The sequence below is a fragment of the Olivibacter jilunii genome (genome assembly GCF_900607235.1).
In the GTDB taxonomy this organism is placed as follows: domain Bacteria; phylum Bacteroidota; class Bacteroidia; order Sphingobacteriales; family Sphingobacteriaceae; genus Olivibacter; species Olivibacter oleidegradans.
Map to the genome: position 1 here is coordinate 104,013 of NZ_LR027859.1, position 22,599 is coordinate 126,611.

Sequence of the window (22,599 nt, forward strand, 5' to 3'; positions counted from 1 at the left end):
CGGGCACGTAAAGGTTGACAAATGGAAAATACGGTATTGACAGCGATAAAACAAGTGTTCCTGATAGGTATAGGCGGTATCGGTATGAGTGCGCTCGCCCGTTACTTCCATCATAAAGGAATGCGTGTTTATGGCTATGACAAGACCGAAACTTCTTTGACAAGGCAATTGACAAGTGAAGGAATCAATGTTTTTTATAGCGATAACATAGACCTGATTGCGCCACCGTTTGTTGAAGATCGAGAGGGCAGTTTAGTGATTTATACACCTGCTGTTCCAAAAGATTTGGATTTGGTAGCTTTTTTTCAACGGCTGGGCTATCGCTTGTATAAACGATCTGAAATCTTGGGAAAGATAAGTGAGTCGCATTTTACGATAGCTGTGGCGGGCACCCATGGAAAAACGACGACAAGTAGTATGATTGCGCATATTTTAACAAGTAGCGGGCGCCCTTGTTCTGCATTTTTGGGTGGGATTGCAGCTAATTATAATACAAATTTACTGCTTGCGGATTCTGATTTATTCGTAGTAGAGGCGGACGAATTTGACAGGTCATTCCTTACGCTGCATCCCAATATTGCGGTGGTGACGGCGACTGATCCTGATCATCTTGATATATATGGCGATTCAGAACATATGTTAGAATCTTTCCGGCTTTTTGTAAATCAAGTAGCCAAAGATGGCAAACGTATTATTAAGGAAGGTTTGCACTTGCCAACAGATATTCGTTATGCAGTTGAAAAAAGGGCGGACGTATACGCAACAAATATCCAAATAAGGAATAAATGCTTTTATTTTGATTATCTGGGTTACAATAAATCCATTTTTGATATTAAGCTAGGTATTGCTGGCAAACATAATATTGAGAACGCCGTTGCAGCAATCACCGTTGCCAAGCTGTTGGGTATTGACGACGAGGCGATTAGCGGATCACTTGCTTCCTTTAAAGGAGTTAAGCGTCGTTTCGAATACATTGTAAATCGCGAAGACCAGGTTTACGTGGACGATTATGCGCATCATCCGGAAGAGTTGAGGGCTTGTTTGTCTGCTATGAAAGAACTGTATGGTGACAAGGAAATTACCTGCGTTTTTCAGCCCCATTTATTTACACGTACACGTGATTTCGTCGACGAATTTGCGGAGGTGCTGGGCTTGGCAGACGTTTTGTTATTAATGGATATATACCCTGCCAGAGAGCAGCCTATCGAGGGAGTGAATTCAGATTGGTTATTGAGTAAAGTGCAGTTAACACATAAGTATAAGCAATCGGCATCGGATGTGTTGGCTTATATAAAAAGGGAACGGCCGCCAGTGCTGCTTACTGTTGGGGCAGGTGATATTGATCTGTTAGTAAATCCAATAAAGGAGGTTTTGACAAATGTTTAATAGCATCAAAAAGATCAATTGGCGTCGGGTGACTTATTTATTCACCTGGGTGTTAGCCTTAGCCGGTTTTTTTGTGCTGATGGGGTTTATTAATACCAAAAAGAATGAGATAGCCTGTAAAGGAGTTAAAATTATTGTTCCCGGATCGCAGGCTTTTGTTTCGCAGGAAGATGTATTCGGCATTATCGAAGAAAGCGAAGGTCCGCTGACAGGACACCTTTTGAAAAACGTGCCGATACACGAGTTAGAAAATAAGTTAGCGCAAAATCCTTTTATTCAAAGTGTAAAGGTTTTTACCGAGATGGACGGCATGGTGCATGTTAAAATTGAGCAACGGGAGGCCATCATGCGTATCATTAATAATGTTGGAAATGATTTTTATATTGATAAAGAAGGTGTCAAATTTCCCACATCTAAATTGTACGCACCGCATATCATAGTTGCAAATGGGAATGTATCAGAACGTTTTGATGGAAAAAGAGATACCGTTCGTTCCACACTCGTAAAGGATTTATGCAAGGTGGCTGATTTTTTAGGAAAGGACTCGTTATGGAACAGTCAGGTGGAGCAGCTATATGTAAATGAAGAACAAGATATCGAAATTGTGCCTAGAGTAGGAAACCAAAAGATCGTTTTGGGTAACGCTGATTCGTTGCCGAATAAATTTAACAGGTTAATGGTCTTTTATAAGCAAATTATTCCGAAGGCAGGATGGGGAACTTACAAGACCGTGAATTTAAAATTTGCAAATCAAATTGTTTGCGAGAAGGCAGATAGTATTATACAGAAGGAAAAAAATAATAAACAGCATATTAACACGCATTAGACATGGAAAAACGAACTACTAATCCGAAGGACGCTCCTATAGTTGTTGGTCTAGATATTGGTACAACAAAGATCTGCGTAACAGTAGGTCGGAGGAGCGAGCATAATAAGATAGAGGTATTGGGCATTGGTAAAGCAGAATCGCTGGGCGTGAGCCGTGGAGTAGTTGCCAATATTCAAAAAACAGTTACAAGTATTGTTAAAGCTGTCGAAGAAGCAAGTGCGCAGTCCAATGTCGATATCAAAGTTGTAAATGTTGGTATTGCTGGTCAACATATCAAAAGTCTTCAACATCGGGGTATTCTAACAAGAAAAGATGATAATGAGATTGGTAGGAAAGATATAGAGAAGCTGGTAGAGGATATGTATAAATTGGTGCTTCCTCCGGGGGAGGAGATCATCCATGTGCTACCGCAAGAGTTTACAATTGATAATGAGCCAGGTATAAAAGACCCGATTGGTATGGCCGGTCGACGTATGGAAGCTAATTTTCATATTATTTCGGGCCATGTCAGCGCGGTAAGAAATATTAAGCGTTGTGTTGAATATGCTAGTTTAGAGGCGCAAGAGCTTATTCTGGAACCGCTAGCCTCTTCCGAAGCTGTGCTTAGCCCTGAAGAGAAGGACGCAGGTGTTGTTTTAGTCGATATTGGTGGCGGAACTACGGATGTAGCGATTTTCCATGAAGGTATTATTAGACACACGGCCGTTATTCCTTTGGGAGGGAATATTGTAACCGAAGATATCAAACAAGGATGCTCGGTTCTGCGTAATCAGGCAGAATTGTTAAAAGTTAGATTCGGTTCCGCATTAGCGGAAGAAAACCGGGAAAATGAAATAATTTGTGTGCCGGGGTTGCGTGGAAGGGAACACAAAGAGATTTCGGTTAAAAATTTAGCCTATATCATTCAAGCCCGGATGGAAGAAATTATAGAGCATGTTTATTATGAAATAAAGTCATCCGGATATGAGCGTAAACTTATCGGTGGAATCGTTATTACAGGAGGAGGGGCGCAATTAAAACACCTAGTTCAATTGGTGGAATACGTGACTGGTTTGGAATGTCGTATCGGTATGCCAAATGAACATTTGTCGAAAAATGAAGTGCTGCCGAAGAACACTTATGATGAACTGAAAAGTCCACTCTATGCAACGGGTATTGGCTTGTTAATTAAGGGAATTGAGGCCGCTGAGTATAATGAGGTGGAGCACCCGGTAAAGAGCCAAGCTGTCAAAGGTATAGCGGAAGAAGGAAAGAAGACATTTGGCTTCTTAGATAAGATTATTCGCTATATCAGCGATGATAATAAAATTGAAGATACAGACTATATTAAATAGTTTTCAACACTCGGTTTTTTTTCCACATTATAAACAATTGTGGAAAACAATTGTGGAAAAAGTATTAATATTACAATGCGAAAGTTACGTAAATATTAAATCAGGATACCACTCATTTAGAGTAAATTAAGACAGTATGGGTACGCGTACTTGCAGATGAACAGGAAGAAAAGGGCGCGGCATACTTTTACAGATTTGAAAAGGAGCAGGGAATAAATACATTTCATAGAGCCTTTAAGGAACAAATTATACACGTATGAAATTTGAAATGCTTAAAGAACAATCATCTATTATAAAGGTAATAGGTGTTGGCGGAGGTGGTGGCAATGCAGTTAACCACATGTACAGACAGGGTATTAGCGGTGTGGACTTTATAATTTGCAATACCGATGCACAAGCATTAGAGTTAAGTCCTATACCTAATAAAGTACAATTAGGTGCCAGTTTAACAGAGGGGATGGGAGCTGGTTCGGATCCTGATGTAGGTGAAAATTCTGCGATTGAAAGTATCGAAGATATAAAACGCATGCTAGGGGTGAATACCAAAATGTTGTTCATCACTGCCGGTATGGGTGGCGGAACCGGAACCGGTGCAAGTCCTGTTATTGCGAAAGCGGCTAAAGAGCTAGGTATCTTAACCGTAGCAATTGTTACCACCCCTTTTGCATTCGAGGGAAAGAGGCGGAGGAGTCAAGCGGAAGAGGGGCTTGGCGAGTTGCGGAAATATGTCGACTCATATTTGGTTATATCCAATGATAGATTAAGGGAAATCTTTGGTAATCTCACGATGAGTTCAGCTTTTGCCAAAGCAGATGATATTTTAACAACGGCGGCAAAGGGTATCGCGGAAATTATCACCATTCCCGGTTATATCAATGTCGATTTCAAGGATGTTCGGACGGTGATGAATGATAGCGGCGTGGCTATTATGGGGAATGCGAAAGCTAGTGGCGATGATCGCGCGCAAAAAGCTGTGGAAGGTGCTTTGGCATCACCTCTGTTAAAGGATAGTGAAATTGAGGGTGCTCGTTATATTTTGTTGAATATTTCTTCCGGAACGCAAGAGGTTACGATGGACGAAATTTCGGTCATTACGGATTATATCCAGGAGCGAGCCGGTTTCACGGCAGAAATTATCTGGGGTAATTGTTTAGACGAGTCCTTGGATAAGGATCTGTCGGTTACTATTATTGCAACCGGTTTCCAAACTACCGAGGAGCGTAAACAGGAGGAAAGCAACCGACGGATTGCAATTCCATTAGAGGAGGAGAAAGTGCCTTTGGTAAGGCCTGTAAATCAAATTATTAACAAGCCTAAAGAAGAGGTTGTAGAAAAAGCTCCAGCTGAGCCTGTGCAGGCAAAGGTACAGCCGACGGCGATGCCGCAGGCCGATTTATTTAGCGGCTTTGGACGACCATCTGGCCAGAACCCGGTTGATAATAAGGTGGCAACACCGAAGAAAGAGGAGATTATCAGACACACGTTGGTAGAGGAAGAGCCGGTATCGGAGCAAAATAAGCCCGCTGACGAATATCAATTGAAGGTTTCCGAAAGTGAATTTCTCTTTACGAACGAAGCGAATACTAATCAACAGGTGTCTGATCCAGCGGCCACCTCAACGCCGGAATCTGTTGATTTTAATGAAGCACCAAAAGCAGAGAGCACCCCGGTAAGCAAGCAAGTTGATGAATATAAATCTGACGAAAGTATTGAGGAGCAACTTCGAAAAACAAAGGAGCGTATATTACGTCTAAAAGACTTAAGTATGAAGCTGCGTTCTACCAATGGCCTACAGGAGATAGAGAATGAGCCAGCCTATAGAAGGAAGCAGCGGTCTTTAGATCAGGTGCCTCACTCTTCTGAGTCACAGGTTTCAAGATTTACACTTTCTTCAGAAGATGGAATCACTGAAATAAGACCTAACAACTCTTTTCTTCATGACAATGTCGATTAAATTGTTATAAACGATATCAAAAAAAGGCCGGAAAGAGTGGTATACTCTTCTGGCCTTTTTGTTTAAATAAATGCATAAAAGAGAAGTTTTTATACTCATTTCGAATATGGTTCACTAGAAAGTTGATAATTCTGAGGTGAAACTTTATCTTTGTAAACAATTTAATAACCACGTATTGTGGCTTTTAGGAAATCTGAACAGTAGTGATTAACCCGTGGGTAGGCAAGTAAACGGGATACATTTCAATTCGTTTTCTACGAAAGACCTAAGTTGGATTTGTGGTTTTGAGAGGTATTAATTAAATTAAACGTATTTACTTTGGATTTATTCGATAAAATATCAAAAAATTTAGGTCCAATCGGACAACATCACAAGTGGTCTCATGGTTATTTTTCTTTTCCCAAATTGGAAGGTGAGATTGGTCCACACATGAAATTTAGAGGGAAGGATCATCTTGTTTGGAGCCTAAACAATTATCTCGGTTTGGCCAATCATCCGGAAGTGCGCGCAACAGATGCTGAAGCCGCAAAGTTATATGGTATGGCTTATCCGATGGGCGCAAGGATGATGTCCGGTAATTCAAATCAACATGAAGTGTTGGAACAAGATCTAGCCGCTTTTGTGGGAAAGGAGGATGCTTTTCTTTTGAATTATGGCTATCAGGGTATGGTGTCGATCATCGATGCCTTGGTTGATAGAAATGACGTGATTGTATATGATGCTGAGTCGCATGCTTGCATTATAGACGGCGTTCGATTGCATATGGGCAAGCGATATGTCTATCAACACAATGATGTAGAAAGTTGTAGAAAGCAATTAGAGCGTGCAACCAAAATAGTTGAACAAACAGGTGGAGCCATTCTTCTTATTACTGAAGGTGTATTTGGTATGTCGGGTGCCCAAGGCAAATTAAAGGAGATCAACGAGTTAAAGAGTGAGTTTAATTTTAGATTGTTAGTAGACGATGCCCATGGCTTCGGCACTATGGGACCAACTGGAGCTGGAACGCATGAGGCTCAGGATTGCGTAGATGGTGTAGATATTTATTTCGGCACTTTTGCCAAGTCAATGGCCGGTATTGGTGCTTTTGTGGCAGCTAATGAGGAAATTGTAACCTTCTTGCGCTATAATATGCGTTCTCAGACCTTTGCGAAATCTTTACCTATGCCTATGGTTGTGGGCCTTCAGAAGCGTTTAGAATTGTTGAAGGGGCAGCCTGTGCTTCGGGAAAAACTTTGGGAAGTAGCTTTATCCTTGCAGAAAGGCCTAATAGATAACGGATTTGATATAGGCCATACGAATACCATGGTTACGCCTGTATTTCTGAAAGGCGACCTATCAGAAGCGACTGCATTAACGATGGACTTAAGAGAAAATTACGGTATTTTTTGTTCTATTGTTGTTTATCCGGTAATTCCGAAGGGACAAATTGAACTGCGCTTGATTCCGACGGCAATGCATACTCTTGAAGATGTGAATCGAACAATTTTCGCTTTCTCGGAAATCGCTGAGAAATTGAACAACGGTCACTATAGAGAACAACAAGTTGTGCCGGCCTAATCGCGCGACCTTGCTTTTATGATAAAAAAGCCTTCTAATCGAATATTAGGAGGCTTTCTTATTATTGTCTTAGCTTTAGCTTTATTGTTATTACTGCTTAGTTTGCTTCTGCTAGCTTTGTTTTAGCTTGTAGATCATTAACGGCCAGCGCAATTTTCCGTTTTGTTTCTTCACTTACACTTACTAAAGGTAACCGTACATAATTTTTGCATACGCCGAGCTCCTGGAGCATCTCTTTGACACCTGCAGGGTTCCCTTCAATGAAACATAAGTCATCGATGTTTAGTAGCTCATAATGAAGCTTGCGAGCTTCTTCATAGTGCCACTCATTGCAATATTTCACTAGCCGCTGAGTTTGCTTTGGGAAGGCATTCCCGACTACCGTGATTACGCCAACAGCTCCCAAAGACATCATGGGAAGGGTAAGGGCATCGTCGCCTGAAATCAATAAGAAGCTATCCGGCTTGTTTGCCATAATACGTGTAAAATGCTCAAAGTTGGCGGAGGCTTCTTTTACACCAATGATATTGTCAAAATCATTGGCTAAGCGAATAATGGTATCGACATTTATCATACTTCCCGTTCTGCCGGGTACATTATATAGTATAATAGGAAGATCCGTAGCTTGTGCGATTGCCTTATAATGCTGATAAATTCCTTCTTGAGTTGGTTTATTATAATAGGGGCTTACGGATAAAATAGCTTGATAAGCCGGATTTTTGAAGTCCTTTATTTGCGCAACCAATTCAGCGGTGTTATTTCCTCCGAAACCGGCTACCAAAGGTACGCGTCCCGCAACTTTCTCGGCAGTGAAGTCTAAAATACTTTTCTTCTCTTCTTTTGTCAATGTAGCGACTTCTCCGGTTGTACCCATACTAACCAGATAGTCCATACCTCCTTCTATTTGATACTCGATCAAATTAGCTAATCCCTCAAAGTCGATACTCCCATCACTGTTGAATGGGGTTACTAATGCCACTCCGGCACCATGTAGGCTATTCATTCCTTTTTATGTTTTGATTTATTATTCTTTCTTCTATATTCATTATGTGAAGTACGTTTTGCAAAGCTACTGAATCATTTTTATTAACTCCACTTCTGAAATGATTGGGATATTAAATTTCTGTGCTTTGGCGAGTTTCGACGGGCCCATATTTTCTCCGGCTACGAGGTAATTTAGCTTGGCGCTAATACCGCTTAGTAGTTTGCCTCCATTTTGAACAATGATTTTACCGAGGTCTTCTCTACTATAGTGTTCGAATACGCCTGATATCACGAAAGACTTGTCGGCTAGCTTATTGCTGTTCAATTGAAATTCTTCTTCAATAATAGCGAACTGTAGATTCTCGCCTTTTAGGATTTCAACTTGATGTAAGTGAAGCGTGTTGCTGAAATACTCCTTAACGCTTTGGGCAATTCGCTCTCCTATTTCGTCAACAGCGGCAATCTCTTCTACACTCGCCTGAATGAGGTTGTCGATGTTTTTAAAGCTATTCGCTAATTTCTTGGCAATAGTTTCGCCTACATAACGGATTCCGAGACCGAACAGCACTTTCTGAAAAGGTCGCTCTTTCGACTTCTGAATACCAAGAAGCATATTGTTGATCGATTTTTCACCAAAGCGTTCAATCTGTTCAAGTTCTTCTTTATGATGATGTAATTGATAAAGATCGCTTATCTGTTTCAGTAATCCCTTTTTGTACAATACTTCAACTGTTTCATTTCCCATCCCTTCAATATCCATTGCTTTTCTGCTGATGAAATGTTGAATCTTCCCGACTATTTGAGGAGGGCATCCCAATTCGTTGGGACAATAATGTACGGCTTCGCCCTCTTTGCGGATCAACACTGTGTTGCATACCGGGCAGTGTGTGGGGTAGGCTATCTGTTTCGTGTCAGGAACGCGTTTGTCCTTGTTTACACCAATGATTTTTGGAATAATTTCGCCGCCCTTCTCTACCATGACGGTATCCAACTCATGAAGATCGAGTCTCGTTATTTCATTGGCATTATGAAGTGTGGCTCTTTTTACTGTTGTTCCGGACAGTTGTACGGGTTCTAGATTTGCAACGGGTGTTACTGCACCGGTTCGTCCTACTTGATAGCTTACGGATTTGAGGATGGTCTCCACTTCCTCAGCTTTATATTTATAAGCAATTGCCCAGCGCGGCGACTTTGCGGTAAAGCCGAGCTCGTGCTGTTGTGCATAACTGTTTACTTTAATCACTATCCCGTCAATATCGTAAGAAAGCTTATGCCTAGCATCATCCCAATAGGAAATAAACTGTAAGACCTCGTCGATCGTGCGGCAAAGCTTTGTATGTTCGCTAACATGAAAGCCCCACGATTTAACGGCTTCCAGGCTCTCCCAATGTGTTTTGAATAACCGATCGCGGTTATCCATATATAAGAAATAAAGAAAGCAATCCAGTGGACGCTTAGCTACTTCTGAGGAGTCCTGCAGCTTGATGGTGCCTGCTGCGAAATTACGCGGATTGGCATAAGGAATTTCGTCGTTTTCCAGACGTTCCTTATTCAGTCGTTCAAAGGCCGCTCTATGCATAAAAACCTCTCCTCTGATCTCAAAAAGATCCGGAAAGTGGCCTGATTTAATTTTATTGGGAACACTTTTTATCGTTTTTATATTGCTGGTTACTTCGTCGCCTTGCGTACCGTCACCTCTTGTGACACCCCTGGTAAGTACGCCCTGTTCGTAAGTTAAACTGATAGATAGGCCGTCAAATTTCAGCTCGCATACATATTCAAAATCGTCACCCAGCACCTTACGGATCCGTTCATCAAAGTCTTTTAGCTCTTTCTCGCTATAGGTATTACTCAAAGAGAGCATAGGCCACTTATGACGGACTGTCTTGAATTGTTTAGTAATATCCCCGCCAACTTTCTGCGTTGGTGAATCAGGGTCTAAAAACTCGGGATAGTCCTTTTCCAAGGCAGCTAATTCAGCTAACTTTTGGTCAAAATCGAAGTCAGATATACTCGGTTGTGCGAGTACATAATATTTGTAATTGTGATCGTTCAGTTCTTTTGTTAGCGCTTCAATGCGGCTTAATGCATCATTCCTTTGCATATGCGAAGTTAATAAAAATTCTAGTTCTCTAGGACAATCTTAAATAGGAATGGTGTTTTTTAGGATCGGGTGCATTTTTTGGGAGAGAAACTATACTTTGAATCTGAACGTGCCACCTTATTAGAAATTGTAGCTGCCTATTTAAACCGGGAAATCGAGTTGGAAAAATGAATTGCTATCAATTTTAGAGTAGTACCCTTGCACAAGGGTACTACTTATTCATTAAATTTGCGTTTAGGACGCTTATAAAGCACGGTTGCAATAATTGTTACCAAGATAACGCCAATAACAAGATAAGCTACGGTTTTGGGTGTACTATACTCTTCGTCCGTACCTACCTGGTTCGCTAATGCTAAGTTAGAATAAATCGCTGCCATCAACACTAAAAATAATTTCTTCATTTTCCTAGTCCCTCCTTGATTTTAATAAAAAGTAAAAACACGTAACGTGATTTTTAGGCCTTTATTGATTATAAAACATAAATATAAGAAAAATAATATAAAAAATGAAATTTAATATTATTTTGTGCTTAATTGGAGAAAATTTTTACAAAAACGTGCTAACAGTCTGAAAGATAGATTTGTATGCTTGTCTTTCTTCGTTTTATTTTTTTAAAAAATCTCTTAAAACATAGTGGAGTATGCCGCCGTTTTTGTAGTAAGCTATTTCAATAGCCGAATCAAATCGAGCTTTAACTTTAAATGATAAATTTCGTCCCTGTTCGTCTTTTGCTTGTACGTCGAGCAGCTTGTGCGGTACTAAATCATCGGCTATCCCGGTGATATTAAAAGTTTCCCTACCGGTTAAACCCAGCGTATCGGCACTTTCTCCAGGTAAAAACTCCAATGGCGCTACTCCCATACCTACCAGATTACTGCGGTGTATGCGTTCGAAACTTTCCGCTATAACCGCTTTAACGCCGAGTAGGTTCGTACCTTTTGCTGCCCAGTCCCGTGATGACCCGCTGCCGTATTCTTTGCCGGCAAGGATAATAAGTGGTGTAGAATCCCGTTGATAAAGCGAGGCAGCATCATAAATGTTAAGTGTTTCATTGGTTCCAAAGTAGGTTGTATAGCCACCTTCTTTATCGGAAATTTTATTTTTGATGCGTACGTTGGCGAATGTTCCTCGCATCATCACTTCATGGTTACCACGTCTAGAGCCGTAAGAATTGAAATCCTTAACCTCGACGCCTTTGTTTTCCAGATATTGGCCGGCGGCCGTATCTGATTTGAAGGAACCGGCAGGCGAGATATGATCGGTCGTTACAGAATCACCTAAATATAGCAGTACACGCGCTTCTTTAATATCGCTTGATGGTGTAAGCTCGCTACTAATGTTTTTAAAGAAGGGAGCTTCCTGTATATAAGTAGAATGCTCGTCCCACTGATAATCGCTTCCGGTAGGTGCAATTAAATTTTGCCATTGTTCATTTCCGTCGAAGATTACGTCATACACTTTCTTAAAATCGCTCTGCTGAAGTGACGATAGAATGACTTGATTAATTTCCTCTTGCGTCGGCCAAATATCTTTTAAATAGACGGGTTCTCCATTCGGGTCCGTGTCGATGGGGTCATTTAAAATATCAACATCGATTCTGCCGATAAGTGCATACACAACAACGAGCATTGGTGAAGCAAGGAAATTCATTTTTACCTGAGGATGAACGCGTGCTTCAAAATTTCGGTTGCCACTTAGAATGGAGGCTACCACTAGTTCCGCTTGATCAACTGCTTCTGCAATGTGGGGCGGTAGCGGACCACTGTTGCCGATGCAAGATGTGCATCCATAGCCTACGTGATGAAATCGCAGGGCTTCAAGATCTTCTAATAAACCTGAGCGCTCCAAATAAGCCGTTACTACTTTGGAACCAGGGGCCAAGCTTGTTTTAACCCATGATTTGGTCCGTAAGCCGCGAGCAACGGCCTTTCGAGCGACTAAGCCGGCACCAATCATGACCGCAGGGTTGGAGGTGTTTGTGCAGCTAGTGATTGCAGCAATTACGATGGAACCGTCACTCAGTTCATATTCTTGGTTATTGTCGATTATTCTTACTGTTTTCAGTTGGTCACTTTTGATCGTAGTTTGCGGCGATGGATGGGGTTTCGTAGGCGTGAACTGTGTTCTGGATCCACCTTCCGACAGCCAGGTATTAACCTCCCTGTCTTTGAAAGAAACGTAGGTACGACTATATTCCTTTTCTAACAAGGCACCGAACTTGTGATATAGATCTTTGATCAGAATCTTGTCCTGAGGTCGTTTTGGACCGGCAACTGTAGGTTCTAAAGTATTCAGGTCCAAATGAAGGATATCGGTATAATGAATTTTTTCTTCCCCCGTACGCCATAATAGATTTTCCTTGCAATAATCCGCTACCAAACGAATGTGGTCCTCTGATCGATTTGTCCGCTGCATATAATCAAGTGTCTGGTGATCAATGGGGAAATAAGTGACGGTACAACCGAACTCGGGCGACATATTGGAAATGGTTGCCCGATCGGTAACCGTTAAGTTATCGAGGCCTTCTCCAAACACTTCTACGAATTTTCCCACAACTCCATAATCTCGGAGCAGCTTGGTAATAGCTAATACCATATCGGTAGCTGTACATCCCTCCGGTATTTTTCCCGTAAGTTTTAATCCGATGACTTGAGGGCAGGTGAAATATATCGGTTGCCCCAGCATCGCAGCTTCTGCTTCTATACCACCGACACCCCATCCCAACACACCGATGCCGTTGACCATCGGAGTATGTGAGTCTGTGCCTACCAAGGTATCCGGGAAATACCAGCCGTCTCGGTCAATAACGCCCTTGGCCAAGTATTCAAGATTTACCTGATGACAGATTCCCATTCCTGGAGGAACTACTGTAAAGTTATTTAATCCTTTTTGCGCCCATTTCAGTAATTGATAACGCTCTGCATTTCGTTCATATTCTAAGTCAACATTTTTTTCATAAGCATAGTCGGTACCGAAATAATCCACTTGAACAGAATGATCAATTACCAGGTCGACCGGGATTGCCGGGTTAATTTTATCTCCGTCTTTCCCCTTTCGTATTACTTCAGCCCTAATTGAAGCAATATCTACGACTGCAGGTACGCCGGTAAAATCCTGCATTAACACACGTGCAGGTTTGAATGGGATCTCTTTGTCAGTACCGGCGGGGTTCCACTGAATAAGTGTTTCTAAATGCTCATCGGTAATAGAAAATCCATCATGATTGCGTATAACATTCTCCAATAGGATTCGAATAGAAAATGGAAGTTTTTCTATAGGCTTTCCCTCCTTTCTCAATTGACTAAGTGAAGCTATTTTTTTGTCCATTTTAGTTTAGTTTTAGTACTATTATAATACTTCATTTTCCTTAAAAATGTTTTTAACTACATCATTCCTGAATTTTAAATGACTTATAAAAAGAAAAGCCAAGAGATGATTTAAAATCTCTTGGCTCATCAATATAATTCGGTGTTTATTACTTTAGTTCAAATACAACACGAAATTGATAGTTAATCTTAATTTTCTTAAAATCGATATCTAGTGATTCCTCCTGTGCATAATCTGCCGCTTTTCCGCGCATGGCCATTGCACTGTACATAGCTGGCTGCGGACTGCCTGCGTCTGTATTATTATCGTTTACTTCCAAGGCCTTTCCTAAGCTGTCGCCTAACGCTTGAGCTAACACGGTTGCTTTCTCCCGCGCATTTTTTACCGCTTTTATGCGTAGCTCATTCCGTATTTCGGTCATCCTGCTATGGTCATACCCAGCAATAGCGGTAGATTGAATTCCTTTTTCATCTACGCTTGAAAGAATGGAATTGATTGCATTTAAATTAGCTACTTTCACTTTGTATTGCTTGCTTGCTAAAAAACCGGGATCTTTCTTCTTCTTGGGATCTATATAATTATAGCTTGAGATGTTTTCTATAGTGAAATCCTCTTCCTTTATTCCGGCTTTTTTTACAGCAGTTGACAACTGCTTTTCCAATTCATCAATTGCTACCTTATTTTTGTTGTTATTATCCTTAAAATACTCTTTTAAGGATATGGACACATAAATAATATCCGGGGTTACTTCCTCCTCAGCAGATCCATAAACTTCTATCTTCCTTCTTGTATCAACATTTTGTGCTGAAGCGGATAATGCGATTGTTCCTAACAATACTGCTGCTAATATTTTTTTCATCTGCATAATTTTTTCTTAAAAGTGATGAATCCTGCATGAGCTTTGCACGTATTACTATGGCCCAAACAGGTTGCTTATGCTATAAGTTTTATATTTGTGTATGAAACGATACTGTAAAAGAAAATGCTACAATAGGTTATTTTTTTAGAATTTTATTCTTCTATAACTTCGCTGTGATAGCTTGCAGATTCTTGAACTTCCTCCTTAAAATAACGTTTCTGGAAGATTAGTATGATAATTACGCCTACTGAAATGGCAGAGTCTGCTAAATTAAAAACCGGTCTGAAGAAGATAAATTCTTCATTTGACCATAACGGAAACCATGATGGGAAAGTCCCTTGCAACAGAGGGAAATAAAACATATCTACTACTTTTCCGTGGAAAATACTACTATATCCACCTCCAGCAGGAAACAGAACCGCTTTTTCATACCACGTGCTTTCACTAAAAATCATACCATAGAAAGTAGAGTCAATGATATTTCCTACAGCACCGGCAAAAATTAACGATACACAAAGAATGAGTCCGCGGTGATATTTACGTTTAATCATGTAAACCAATCCATATCCAATGCCCAATACAGCCAATATACGGAACACAGATAATGCTAATTTTCCGCTCTCGCCACCAAATTCCATACCGAAAGCCATACCGTTGTTTTCAGTAAAATGAATGAGTGCCCGGTTTCCGACAATTTTAAATTCCTGTCCCAAGGTCATGTTGAGCTTGACCCAAAATTTGATAACTTGATCTAAAAATAAAACAACTAATACGAGGAAGAGCGGTCTAGTATATCCTTTCATTATTTCGTTCGCACAAAATCAATCAGCCATTTCCCTAAAGAAGAATGAGATCCTCCGTTAATGAGAAATGGCCGATTTGTTTTTAATATTGTTTTAATTTGGCTTCCATGCTTAGAGTAGTGTGGGGAACAGCGCGTAAACGCTCTTTTTGAATTAGTTTACCCGTTTCTCTGCACACGCCATATGTTTTATTTTCTATTCTTACCAATGCAGCCTCTAAATTGTCAATGAACTTTTTCTGACGAGCAGCTAATTGATTGATCTGCTCTTTTTCAAGCGTAGCCGAACCATCTTCCAACGTTTTGAAAGTACCCGCCGTATCATCTGTACCATTGCTGTTTGGGTTACTTAAAGATTTAGTCAAAGAGGCTAATTCTTCTTTCGCTACTCGAAGTTTTTCCAAGATAATTTCTTTAAACTCTTGTAGTTCGGCATCGCTGTAACGTGTCTTTTCTGTGTTTTCCATTTTTCAAATTTTTTAACAAGAATCTAAATCTGCCAAGGTTTTGCTAAAGACCTTGCTATAATACGGGTTATAGATTCTAAAACTACACTTTTTCAATTAATACATTTAGCTCAGTCTCTTCTATTTCAACACGTTCTCCACCGGTTAAGTTGTTTTCAACTTTAAACGAGTTGGCTAGGATCTCTGTGCTAATATAAGATAAATTATCTTTAATAGCATCGGCAATTAAGGAACTATTGCTTATCGTCACATTGATCTTATCAGTTACTTCAAAGTTAAGTTCCTTTCGAAGTGTTTGTATGCGATTCACAAGTTCACGTGCCAGGCCTTCATTTTTTAGTGTCGGTGTAATATGAACATCTAAAGCTACCGTGAGCTTGTCTAAGTTGGCAACTTGCCAGCCAGCTACATCTTCTGCGATTATTTCTACATCCGCTAAGGTAACTGTATAAGGAGCCTCCGTTAAGGTAAAGGATCCAGATGTTTCCAATTGACTAATTTCCGACTCTCCAAACGCTTGAATAGCTGCTGCAACCAGTTTCATATCTTTTCCAACCTTAGGTCCCAAGGCCTTGAAGTTAGGTCTGATTTTTTTTCGTATAATCCCGGAAGTATCCTTTATAAACTCTATTTCTTTGATGTTTGTCTCCGATAAAATCAAATCTTTCACTTTCTCTACTTTCTCCCTGAATGTATCATCTAACACCGGAAGTAGAATTTTGTTTAGTGGTTGACGAACATTTATACCTACTTTTTTACGTAGAGATAAAGTTAACGACGATATATCTTGGGCCAAGGTCATCCGTTCTTCCAGATTTTTGTCTACAAGCGCTTCATTATAAGTCGGGTAGAAAGAAAGGTGAACTGATTCCGCCCGATCTTTCTGCGTTGCGTTATTGAGGTCCAGAAATAGTTGATCACTGAAAAAAGGAGCGATTGGAGACATGAGTTTCGCAACTGTGTCTAAGCAGGTATATAGGGTTTGATAAGCAGAGATTTTATCTTCACTATATTCGCCTTTCCAAAAACGGCGGCGACATAGTCGTACATACCAATTACTTAAATGCTCATCCACGAAATTTTGGATGGCACGAGCTGCTTTTGTTGGCTCGAAATCTTGATAGAATGTATCTACCTCTTTTGTCAAACTATTCAAGAGTGATATGATCCAACGATCAATTTCAGGACGGTCATTATAGGCGATCTCTGCTTCCATGTAAGAGAAGCCGTCAATGTTGGCATATAGCGCAAAGAAAGCATAAGTGTTGTATAGTGTTCCGAAGAACTTACGCCGCACTTCATCTAAACCTTCTTCATTGAATTTTAAGTTATCCCAAGGTGCAGCATTGCTGATCATGTACCAACGGGTAGCATCGGCACTGTATTTTGAAATGGTGGCAAAAGGATCTACCGCATTACCTAAGCGTTTGGACATTTTGTTTCCATTCTTATCGAGCACCAGACCGTTAGAAACCACATTTTTAAATGCTACGGAATCACAAAGCATGGTTGCTATTGCATGCAATGTAAAAAACCACCCCCGCGTTTGGTCTACGCCCTCAGCTATAAAGTCGGCTGGATACGCCTCTTCAAAACCTTCTTTGAATGGAAATTTCTCTCCTTTTGCTAATTTTTCATGGTCTAACCCCCACTGTGCATACGGCATTGATCCGGAATCGAACCACACATCGATAAGGTCAGGCTCTCTAAACAATTTCTGAAGGCTATCAGACACAAGCACAATGTCGTCTACATAAGGTCGGTGAAGATCAAATTTATCAGTGTCGAGTTTTACCAGATATTCGCGTAGTTTGGCGCTTTCTTCTTCATTTAACACATTGGTAGTTAAACTAAACTCGATATATTCACGTAATTCCTGTATCGATCCTATACAAATTTCTTCATTTTCATCTTCTGAACGCCAGATAGGCAGGGGAGTGCCCCAATACCTAGATCGAGATAGATTCCAATCAACTAGATTTTCCAGCCAATTTCCAAAACGTCCTGTGCCGGTAGCTTCAGGCTTCCAATTGATCGTTTTATTAAGTGCCACGAGTTTTTCCTTAACGGCAGTGGTTTTTATAAACCAGCTGTCTAAGGGATAATACAAGATAGGCTTGTCGGTACGCCAACAATGTGGATAACTGTGTTCATATCGTTTGACATCAAAGGCTTTATTCTCCTCCTTTAACTTGATCGCAATTAACACATCCGTTGGTTTAAAGTCCGGCTCTTGCCTTTCTTCGTCGCTGTAGTATTCTTCCTTAACAAAACGTCCGGCGAAATCTGTAATTTCTTTGACGAATCGTCCCTGTTTGTCTACAATTGGAACATCTTTGCCATTTTCATCTTTTACTAAAACTCCGGGAACTCCGTTTTCACGACAGGCTCTAAAGTCGTCTGCACCAAATGTAGCAGCAGCATGTACGATACCGGTGCCATCTTCGGTCGTCACAAAATCCCCAGGGATGACACGGAATGCATGTTGCTGTAAATCATCATTAATGACATAAGGAAGTAGTTGTTCATAACGTAAATTGAGCAAGTCTTCTCCTTTAAATTCAGTTGCAAGTTCCCAAGGAATCAGTTTGTCACCTTCTTTGTAATCTTGGAAGGGAAGATCTTTCGCCTCCGATTTGAAATACTTGCCAACTAAATCTTTTGCCAAAACAATGCTGATCGGCTCAAATGTATAGGGATTAAACGTCCGTATCTTTACGTAGGTAATATTTTTTCCCACGACGAGTGCGCAATTTGCCGGTAAAGTCCAAGGTGTGGTAGTCCAGGCGATGATTGCCGTATCTTCTCCTTCCTCTTCGAACAACTGAGGCATTAATGGGTGAATCTGATCTTTGACGATTCTAAATTCTGCTACAATTGTCGTGTCTTTAACAGGTTTATAGGTGCCGGGTTGATTTAGCTCATGTGAGCTCAGGCCGGTTCCCGCAGCAGGAGAGTATGGCTGAATAGTATAACCTTTGTATAATAGGTCTTTATTGTATAATTCCTTTAATATCCACCAAATGGTTTCGATGTATTCGTTTTGATAAGTAATGTAGGGGTTTTTGAGATCAACCCAATAACCCATTTTTTCAGTCAGATCATTCCAAACATCCGTATAGCGCATTACTTCGCGCTTACAGGCGTTATTGTATTCCTCTACTGATATCTTTTTACCAATATCTTCTTTAGTAATACCTAAAGTTTTTTCTACAGCAAGTTCGATGGGAAGACCATGGGTATCCCATCCGCCTTTCCGCTTTACCTGGAAGCCTTTTAAGGTTTTATATCGGCAGAAAATATCCTTTATTGTCCTAGCCATGACGTGGTGTATGCCAGGCATACCATTGGCAGAGGGAGGACCTTCATAAAAAGTATAGGGCTTTGTAGAAGGCCTGCTGGTGACACTTTTCTCAAACACATTCTTTGCCTGCCAATTAGCTAAGATATTGTTGCCTATATTTGGTAAATCGAGCTGTTTATATTCCTTGTACATCAGTGTATTAATCCAAAAATTAAGGATGCAAAGTTAAGACATTAAGGCGAAAAGTGAAAACGGTGTAATCGCTTCCCTGCTTATTCCTGTATTTTCTTTCGATTTAAACCTTTAGATCGTCACAAAGCGAAAATTTATTATCTTTAACTGACAGTTTAGCTCTTAGTAGTTATGAATAAATATCTGAAACGCGGTATCCTAATTACAATGTTGGGAATTCTGATGGGCATGTTGGGCATGTATCTGAAAAGGTTGGAAAATGATTTCTATGGAATCACATTAACATTGGGTGTACTGGTATTTGGTGTCGGCTTTGTTACTATTGTCTATAGTTTAATTAGAAAAATAGAGCGTCAAAGCATCCTTGAATCAAGAGAAGAGCAACAGCAATCCTCCGAAAGTGATTAATTATGGGCTTTCTATCTGCGTTGAGATTTGCTTGGTATGGTTTACGTGATACATTTAAAACCGAAAGGAACTTCAGGATCCAATCTGCTTTTGCAATACTTGCCCTTATAATGGGGCTTTTATTGAAAATCGATCTCAATGAGTGGCTTTGGATTGGGGTATCCATTTTTCTTGTATTGGCTGCTGAGCTATTTAATACTGCGCTGGAAGCTTTAACCAATCTGGTTTCACCTACCTGGCATCCCTTAGCAAAAAAGGCGAAGGATGCCGCCGCCTCCGCCGTTCTGCTGTTGGCTGTATTTTCTATTATTTGTGGAATCATTATTTTTTTGCCTAAACTTGTGCAAGTAATAAAGCATTTCAATAGTGTTACATAAAACCAGAGGAATTGTCCTGAAGATTACTCCTTATGCCGAGACGAGTGTTGTGGCGCAAATATTTACGGAAAAGTTTGGTATACAGTCTTATCTTATCAACGGCGTAAAGAGGGCACGGGCGAAGATTCACCTTAATATATTGCAACCACTACATTTATTAGATCTTGTCGTATATCAAAAAACTACAACGGGATTAAACCGGATGGCGGAGGCTCGGCAATTACCGGTTTTTCAACGGATTCCCTACGATATTATAAAAAGCTCCATGGCCTTGTTTATTACGGAAATAATATATAAAAGCATTCGGCAGCAGGGGCCGGATGAAAAGCTTTTTGAATACCTCTTTAGTGCAATATGCTGGTTAGATTCGTCCGAGGAAACACCGATCAATTTTCATTTAGCTTTTCTTCTAAAACTCACCAAATATTTAGGCTTCTATCCAGCATCCCGAACAGGAGAACAAATTTATTTTGATCTTAAGGAAGGTGTTTTTACTCGATTCACCCCAGGTCATATCTTAGTTTTGCAGGAACCACATACCGGTCAGTGGAATACACTTTTAAATACCAGTTTTGCATCGCTTAACAATGTGAAAATAGGTAACCGGGACCGAAGAATTCTTTTGCAGAAATTGATCGATTTTTATCAACTCCATATCGATGGTTTAGGCGAAATAAAATCACTCGAAATACTGGAAGAAGTTTTGGCTTAAAGCAATCATATCATATACGAATAATATGTTTACATTCATTAAAAGTTACGTGCTGCCTTCTATGTTTTTTTTAACTGTTTCCTTTTGTCATGCTCAAAGCGGCGAAATTAAAGCAGACTCACTTTTGATAAAAAAGCATATCTATTTTTTGGCAGCAAATAAGTTGGAAGGTAGAGGAACGGGCAGTAAAGGTATAAAAAAGGCGGCGAAGTATATTGAGCGCTATTTTAAGAAATATGGCCTGAAGCCATTAGGAGATAAGGGTTATCGACAGCCGTTTATAGCAAAAGTGAAAAAGGTGGTTGTTCCCGATAGTTTGCGGAAAGCCGATAACCTGATAGGATATTTGGATAATAGGGCGACAAATACAATCATCATTGGAGCCCATTATGATCATTTGGGGCTAGGTACACAGGGCAGTTCTAAGGACGCTTTGCCTGAAGGGAAGATCCATCATGGTGCCGATGACAATGCCTCGGGCGTCGCGGGACTATTGGAACTAGCAAGGTGTTTTTCACAAAATGGACGGCAAGAGAATTATAATATTCTTTTCGTAGCTTTTTCGGGAGAGGAATTGGGGCTGCTGGGCTCTAAGTATTATGTAGAACATCCTGTTACATCAATGAATAAAGTGAATTTTATGGTGAACATGGATATGATTGGCAGGTATGATCCGGGGCGTGGACTTGGAATAGGCGGTTTCGGTACAAGCGATAGTTGGCCAGCCGTTTTTGAAGGTATTACAAGCGATATTAAATATTTTACAGACAGAAGCGGAAGTGGTGGTTCTGATCATGGCTCCTTTTACGCTAAAGGTATCCCGGTTCTTTTTTTTCACACGGGTGGACATGAAGATTACCATATGCCTACGGATACTCCTGAAAAAGTCAATATAACAGCATTGGCAAAAATAGTCGATTTGGAAATAGAAATCATTTTGAAAGCAATGAATAAAAATAAACTTAACTTTACGGAAGTCAAGTAAGATTTTTACATGTTTGTATATTTATGCGTGTGTCTCTTGATCGATGTCGATAATAAAAAAAATTAACAATGAAATTTGGACAAGTTGAAGACCCCGGGCAAGTGGATTTTACTTTGCCTGACACCCATTCGGATACAATTAACCTACTGAATGCTACTAGAAACAAGGCGGCTTTTAAGGTGAGCATAGGATGTGCTAAGTGGAATAAACAAGATCTAAAAGGATTTTATCCACGTGGAACAAAAGACGAGTTATCGTACTACGCAAACCAGTTTAATGCAATTGAACTCAATGCTACCTTCTACAATGCGCCGGATAAACAACAAGTATTGACTTGGAAGAATAAAGTGCCTGCTGATTTTAAATTTTTCCCAAAATTGCCAAATCAGATCAGTCACTACAGACGTTTATTAAATGCTGAGGAACCTACGATTGCTTTTTGCGATGCGATTAGCTTTTTTGAAGAAAAACTTGGCATGGCATTTTTGCAGCTTCATGACAATTTTAAACCAACTAATTTGGACCGCCTTTCTGCTTATTTGTCAGCTTTTCCAAAAGGCATACCATTGGCGGTAGAGGTTAGAAATGAAGAGTGGTTTCAGAATAAAGAGATATTTGACGAGTATAGTAATCTACTAAAAGAGCATCGTATGGCAAATATAATAGTTGATACCGCGGGTCGTAGGGATATGTTGCACATGCGACTAACCTCTCCTGAGGCCTTTATTCGCTATGTTGGGGCAAATCACTCAAGCGACTACGAACGTTTGGATCGATGGATAGACAGAATACAGGAATGGCGATCGGAAGGCTTGCAATCTTTGTACTTTTTTGTGCATCAGAATATAGAAAGGGAGTCGCCTTTACTCTCCTCTTATTTTATTGAAAAGTTGAACAGCGTTTTTGATCTTGACTTACACGTTCCGAAAGGACTAGCGGAGACAGGTGAACAGGCTAAGCTACTTTGAAAATAAGCTACAAAAAAAAGAGTGTCTCCTATATCTTGTCAAAAACA

At 40.3% G+C, this 22,599-nt stretch carries 18 protein-coding genes; 10 read left to right on the forward strand and 8 right to left on the reverse strand.

All coding sequences use genetic code 11. The features are described 5' to 3' along the window. Positions 1–21 precede the first annotated feature (21 nt). From murC to E0E36_RS25665, 5 genes are all read left to right on the forward strand, one after another. Positions 22–1,386, forward strand: a complete 1,365-nt coding sequence (gene murC / locus E0E36_RS25645; RefSeq protein WP_130858331.1) for a UDP-N-acetylmuramate--L-alanine ligase — start codon at positions 22–24, stop codon at positions 1,384–1,386. Beyond that, positions 1,379–2,212, forward strand: coding sequence for a cell division protein FtsQ/DivIB (locus E0E36_RS25650; RefSeq protein WP_130858332.1), 834 nt, complete (start codon positions 1,379–1,381; stop codon positions 2,210–2,212). Before murC ends, E0E36_RS25650 begins: the two co-directional genes overlap by 8 nt. Positions 2,213–2,214: 2 nt before the next feature. Then, positions 2,215–3,549: a cell division protein FtsA gene (ftsA, locus tag E0E36_RS25655; RefSeq protein ID WP_013663381.1), complete on the forward strand. Its 1,335-nt coding sequence runs from the start codon at positions 2,215–2,217 to the stop codon at positions 3,547–3,549. Between the two features lie 256 nt (positions 3,550–3,805). Beyond that, the gene (ftsZ, locus tag E0E36_RS25660) at positions 3,806–5,503 is read left to right on the forward strand and encodes a cell division protein FtsZ (RefSeq protein WP_130858333.1); all 1,698 of its coding nucleotides are present in this window, start codon (positions 3,806–3,808) and stop codon (positions 5,501–5,503) included. 318 nt (positions 5,504–5,821) lie between these two features. After that, positions 5,822–7,063 (forward strand): aminotransferase class I/II-fold pyridoxal phosphate-dependent enzyme, encoded by a 1,242-nt coding sequence (locus E0E36_RS25665; RefSeq protein ID WP_130858334.1) that lies wholly within the window; start codon positions 5,822–5,824, stop codon positions 7,061–7,063. A gap of 97 nt (positions 7,064–7,160) precedes the next feature. Here the strand turns inward: E0E36_RS25665 and dapA are convergent, their stop codons facing one another. From dapA to ileS, 8 genes are all read right to left on the reverse strand, one after another. Further along, the gene (dapA, locus tag E0E36_RS25670; RefSeq protein WP_130858335.1) at positions 7,161–8,066 is read right to left on the reverse strand and encodes a 4-hydroxy-tetrahydrodipicolinate synthase; all 906 of its coding nucleotides are present in this window, start codon (positions 8,064–8,066) and stop codon (positions 7,161–7,163) included. 66 nt (positions 8,067–8,132) lie between these two features. After that, positions 8,133–10,151, reverse strand: coding sequence for an NAD-dependent DNA ligase LigA (gene ligA / locus E0E36_RS25675; RefSeq protein WP_130858336.1), 2,019 nt, complete (start codon positions 10,149–10,151; stop codon positions 8,133–8,135). A 215-nt stretch (positions 10,152–10,366) separates the two neighbouring features. Further along, on the reverse strand, positions 10,367–10,552 hold the full coding sequence (locus E0E36_RS25680; RefSeq protein WP_013663375.1) for a hypothetical protein: 186 nt from the start codon (positions 10,550–10,552) through the stop codon (positions 10,367–10,369). A 202-nt stretch (positions 10,553–10,754) separates the two neighbouring features. Further along, positions 10,755–13,478: an aconitate hydratase AcnA gene (gene acnA, locus E0E36_RS25685; protein WP_013663374.1), complete on the reverse strand. Its 2,724-nt coding sequence runs from the start codon at positions 13,476–13,478 to the stop codon at positions 10,755–10,757. Between the two features lie 148 nt (positions 13,479–13,626). Further along, positions 13,627–14,337 (reverse strand): SIMPL domain-containing protein, encoded by a 711-nt coding sequence (locus E0E36_RS25690; protein WP_013663372.1) that lies wholly within the window; start codon positions 14,335–14,337, stop codon positions 13,627–13,629. A gap of 152 nt (positions 14,338–14,489) precedes the next feature. Next, the gene (locus E0E36_RS25695) at positions 14,490–15,140 is read right to left on the reverse strand and encodes a lipoprotein signal peptidase (RefSeq protein WP_130858337.1); all 651 of its coding nucleotides are present in this window, start codon (positions 15,138–15,140) and stop codon (positions 14,490–14,492) included. Between the two features lie 82 nt (positions 15,141–15,222). Continuing rightward, the gene (locus tag E0E36_RS25700) at positions 15,223–15,606 is read right to left on the reverse strand and encodes a TraR/DksA family transcriptional regulator (RefSeq protein WP_013663370.1); all 384 of its coding nucleotides are present in this window, start codon (positions 15,604–15,606) and stop codon (positions 15,223–15,225) included. Between the two features lie 82 nt (positions 15,607–15,688). Beyond that, the gene (gene ileS / locus E0E36_RS25705) at positions 15,689–19,102 is read right to left on the reverse strand and encodes an isoleucine--tRNA ligase (RefSeq protein WP_013663369.1); all 3,414 of its coding nucleotides are present in this window, start codon (positions 19,100–19,102) and stop codon (positions 15,689–15,691) included. A 207-nt stretch (positions 19,103–19,309) separates the two neighbouring features. Here ileS and E0E36_RS25710 point away from each other — a divergent pair, with 207 nt between their 5' ends. The 5 genes from E0E36_RS25710 (at position 19,310) to E0E36_RS25730 (ending at position 22,552) form a co-directional block, all read left to right on the forward strand. Further along, positions 19,310–19,510 carry a signal peptidase gene (locus E0E36_RS25710; protein ID WP_242627399.1) on the forward strand — a complete coding sequence of 67 codons (201 nt, stop codon included), beginning with the start codon at positions 19,310–19,312 and terminating at the stop codon, positions 19,508–19,510. A gap of 2 nt (positions 19,511–19,512) precedes the next feature. After that, positions 19,513–19,887, forward strand: coding sequence for a diacylglycerol kinase family protein (locus E0E36_RS25715; RefSeq protein ID WP_130858338.1), 375 nt, complete (start codon positions 19,513–19,515; stop codon positions 19,885–19,887). Beyond that, positions 19,877–20,599 carry a DNA repair protein RecO gene (gene recO / locus E0E36_RS25720; protein WP_013663366.1) on the forward strand — a complete coding sequence of 241 codons (723 nt, stop codon included), beginning with the start codon at positions 19,877–19,879 and terminating at the stop codon, positions 20,597–20,599. Before E0E36_RS25715 ends, recO begins: the two co-directional genes overlap by 11 nt. 25 nt (positions 20,600–20,624) lie before the next feature. Further along, on the forward strand, positions 20,625–21,584 hold the full coding sequence (locus tag E0E36_RS25725) for a M20/M25/M40 family metallo-hydrolase (protein WP_013663365.1): 960 nt from the start codon (positions 20,625–20,627) through the stop codon (positions 21,582–21,584). A gap of 68 nt (positions 21,585–21,652) precedes the next feature. Next, on the forward strand, positions 21,653–22,552 hold the full coding sequence (locus E0E36_RS25730; protein WP_130858339.1) for a DUF72 domain-containing protein: 900 nt from the start codon (positions 21,653–21,655) through the stop codon (positions 22,550–22,552). Positions 22,553–22,599 lie beyond the last annotated feature (47 nt).

Excerpts from the sequence above, each read along its gene's own strand:
- murC (WP_130858331.1), top strand. The coding sequence starts at position 22 with ATGGAAAATACGGTATTGACAGCGATAAAACAAGTGTTCCTGATAGGT.
- E0E36_RS25650 (WP_130858332.1), top strand. The coding sequence starts at position 1,379 with ATGTTTAATAGCATCAAAAAGATCAATTGGCGTCGGGTGACTTATTTA.
- ftsA (WP_013663381.1), top strand. The coding sequence starts at position 2,215 with ATGGAAAAACGAACTACTAATCCGAAGGACGCTCCTATAGTTGTTGGT.
- ftsZ (WP_130858333.1), top strand. The coding sequence starts at position 3,806 with ATGAAATTTGAAATGCTTAAAGAACAATCATCTATTATAAAGGTAATA.
- dapA (WP_130858335.1), bottom strand. The coding sequence starts at position 8,066 with ATGAATAGCCTACATGGTGCCGGAGTGGCATTAGTAACCCCATTCAAC.
- ligA (WP_130858336.1), bottom strand. The coding sequence starts at position 10,151 with ATGCAAAGGAATGATGCATTAAGCCGCATTGAAGCGCTAACAAAAGAA.
- E0E36_RS25680 (WP_013663375.1), bottom strand. The coding sequence starts at position 10,552 with ATGAAGAAATTATTTTTAGTGTTGATGGCAGCGATTTATTCTAACTTA.
- acnA (WP_013663374.1), bottom strand. The coding sequence starts at position 13,478 with ATGGACAAAAAAATAGCTTCACTTAGTCAATTGAGAAAGGAGGGAAAG.
- E0E36_RS25690 (WP_013663372.1), bottom strand. The coding sequence starts at position 14,337 with ATGAAAAAAATATTAGCAGCAGTATTGTTAGGAACAATCGCATTATCC.
- E0E36_RS25695 (WP_130858337.1), bottom strand. The coding sequence starts at position 15,140 with ATGAAAGGATATACTAGACCGCTCTTCCTCGTATTAGTTGTTTTATTT.
- E0E36_RS25700 (WP_013663370.1), bottom strand. The coding sequence starts at position 15,606 with ATGGAAAACACAGAAAAGACACGTTACAGCGATGCCGAACTACAAGAG.
- ileS (WP_013663369.1), bottom strand. The coding sequence starts at position 19,102 with ATGTACAAGGAATATAAACAGCTCGATTTACCAAATATAGGCAACAAT.
- E0E36_RS25710 (WP_242627399.1), top strand. The coding sequence starts at position 19,310 with ATGTTGGGAATTCTGATGGGCATGTTGGGCATGTATCTGAAAAGGTTG.
- E0E36_RS25715 (WP_130858338.1), top strand. The coding sequence starts at position 19,513 with ATGGGCTTTCTATCTGCGTTGAGATTTGCTTGGTATGGTTTACGTGAT.
- E0E36_RS25725 (WP_013663365.1), top strand. The coding sequence starts at position 20,625 with ATGTTTACATTCATTAAAAGTTACGTGCTGCCTTCTATGTTTTTTTTA.
- E0E36_RS25730 (WP_130858339.1), top strand. The coding sequence starts at position 21,653 with ATGAAATTTGGACAAGTTGAAGACCCCGGGCAAGTGGATTTTACTTTG.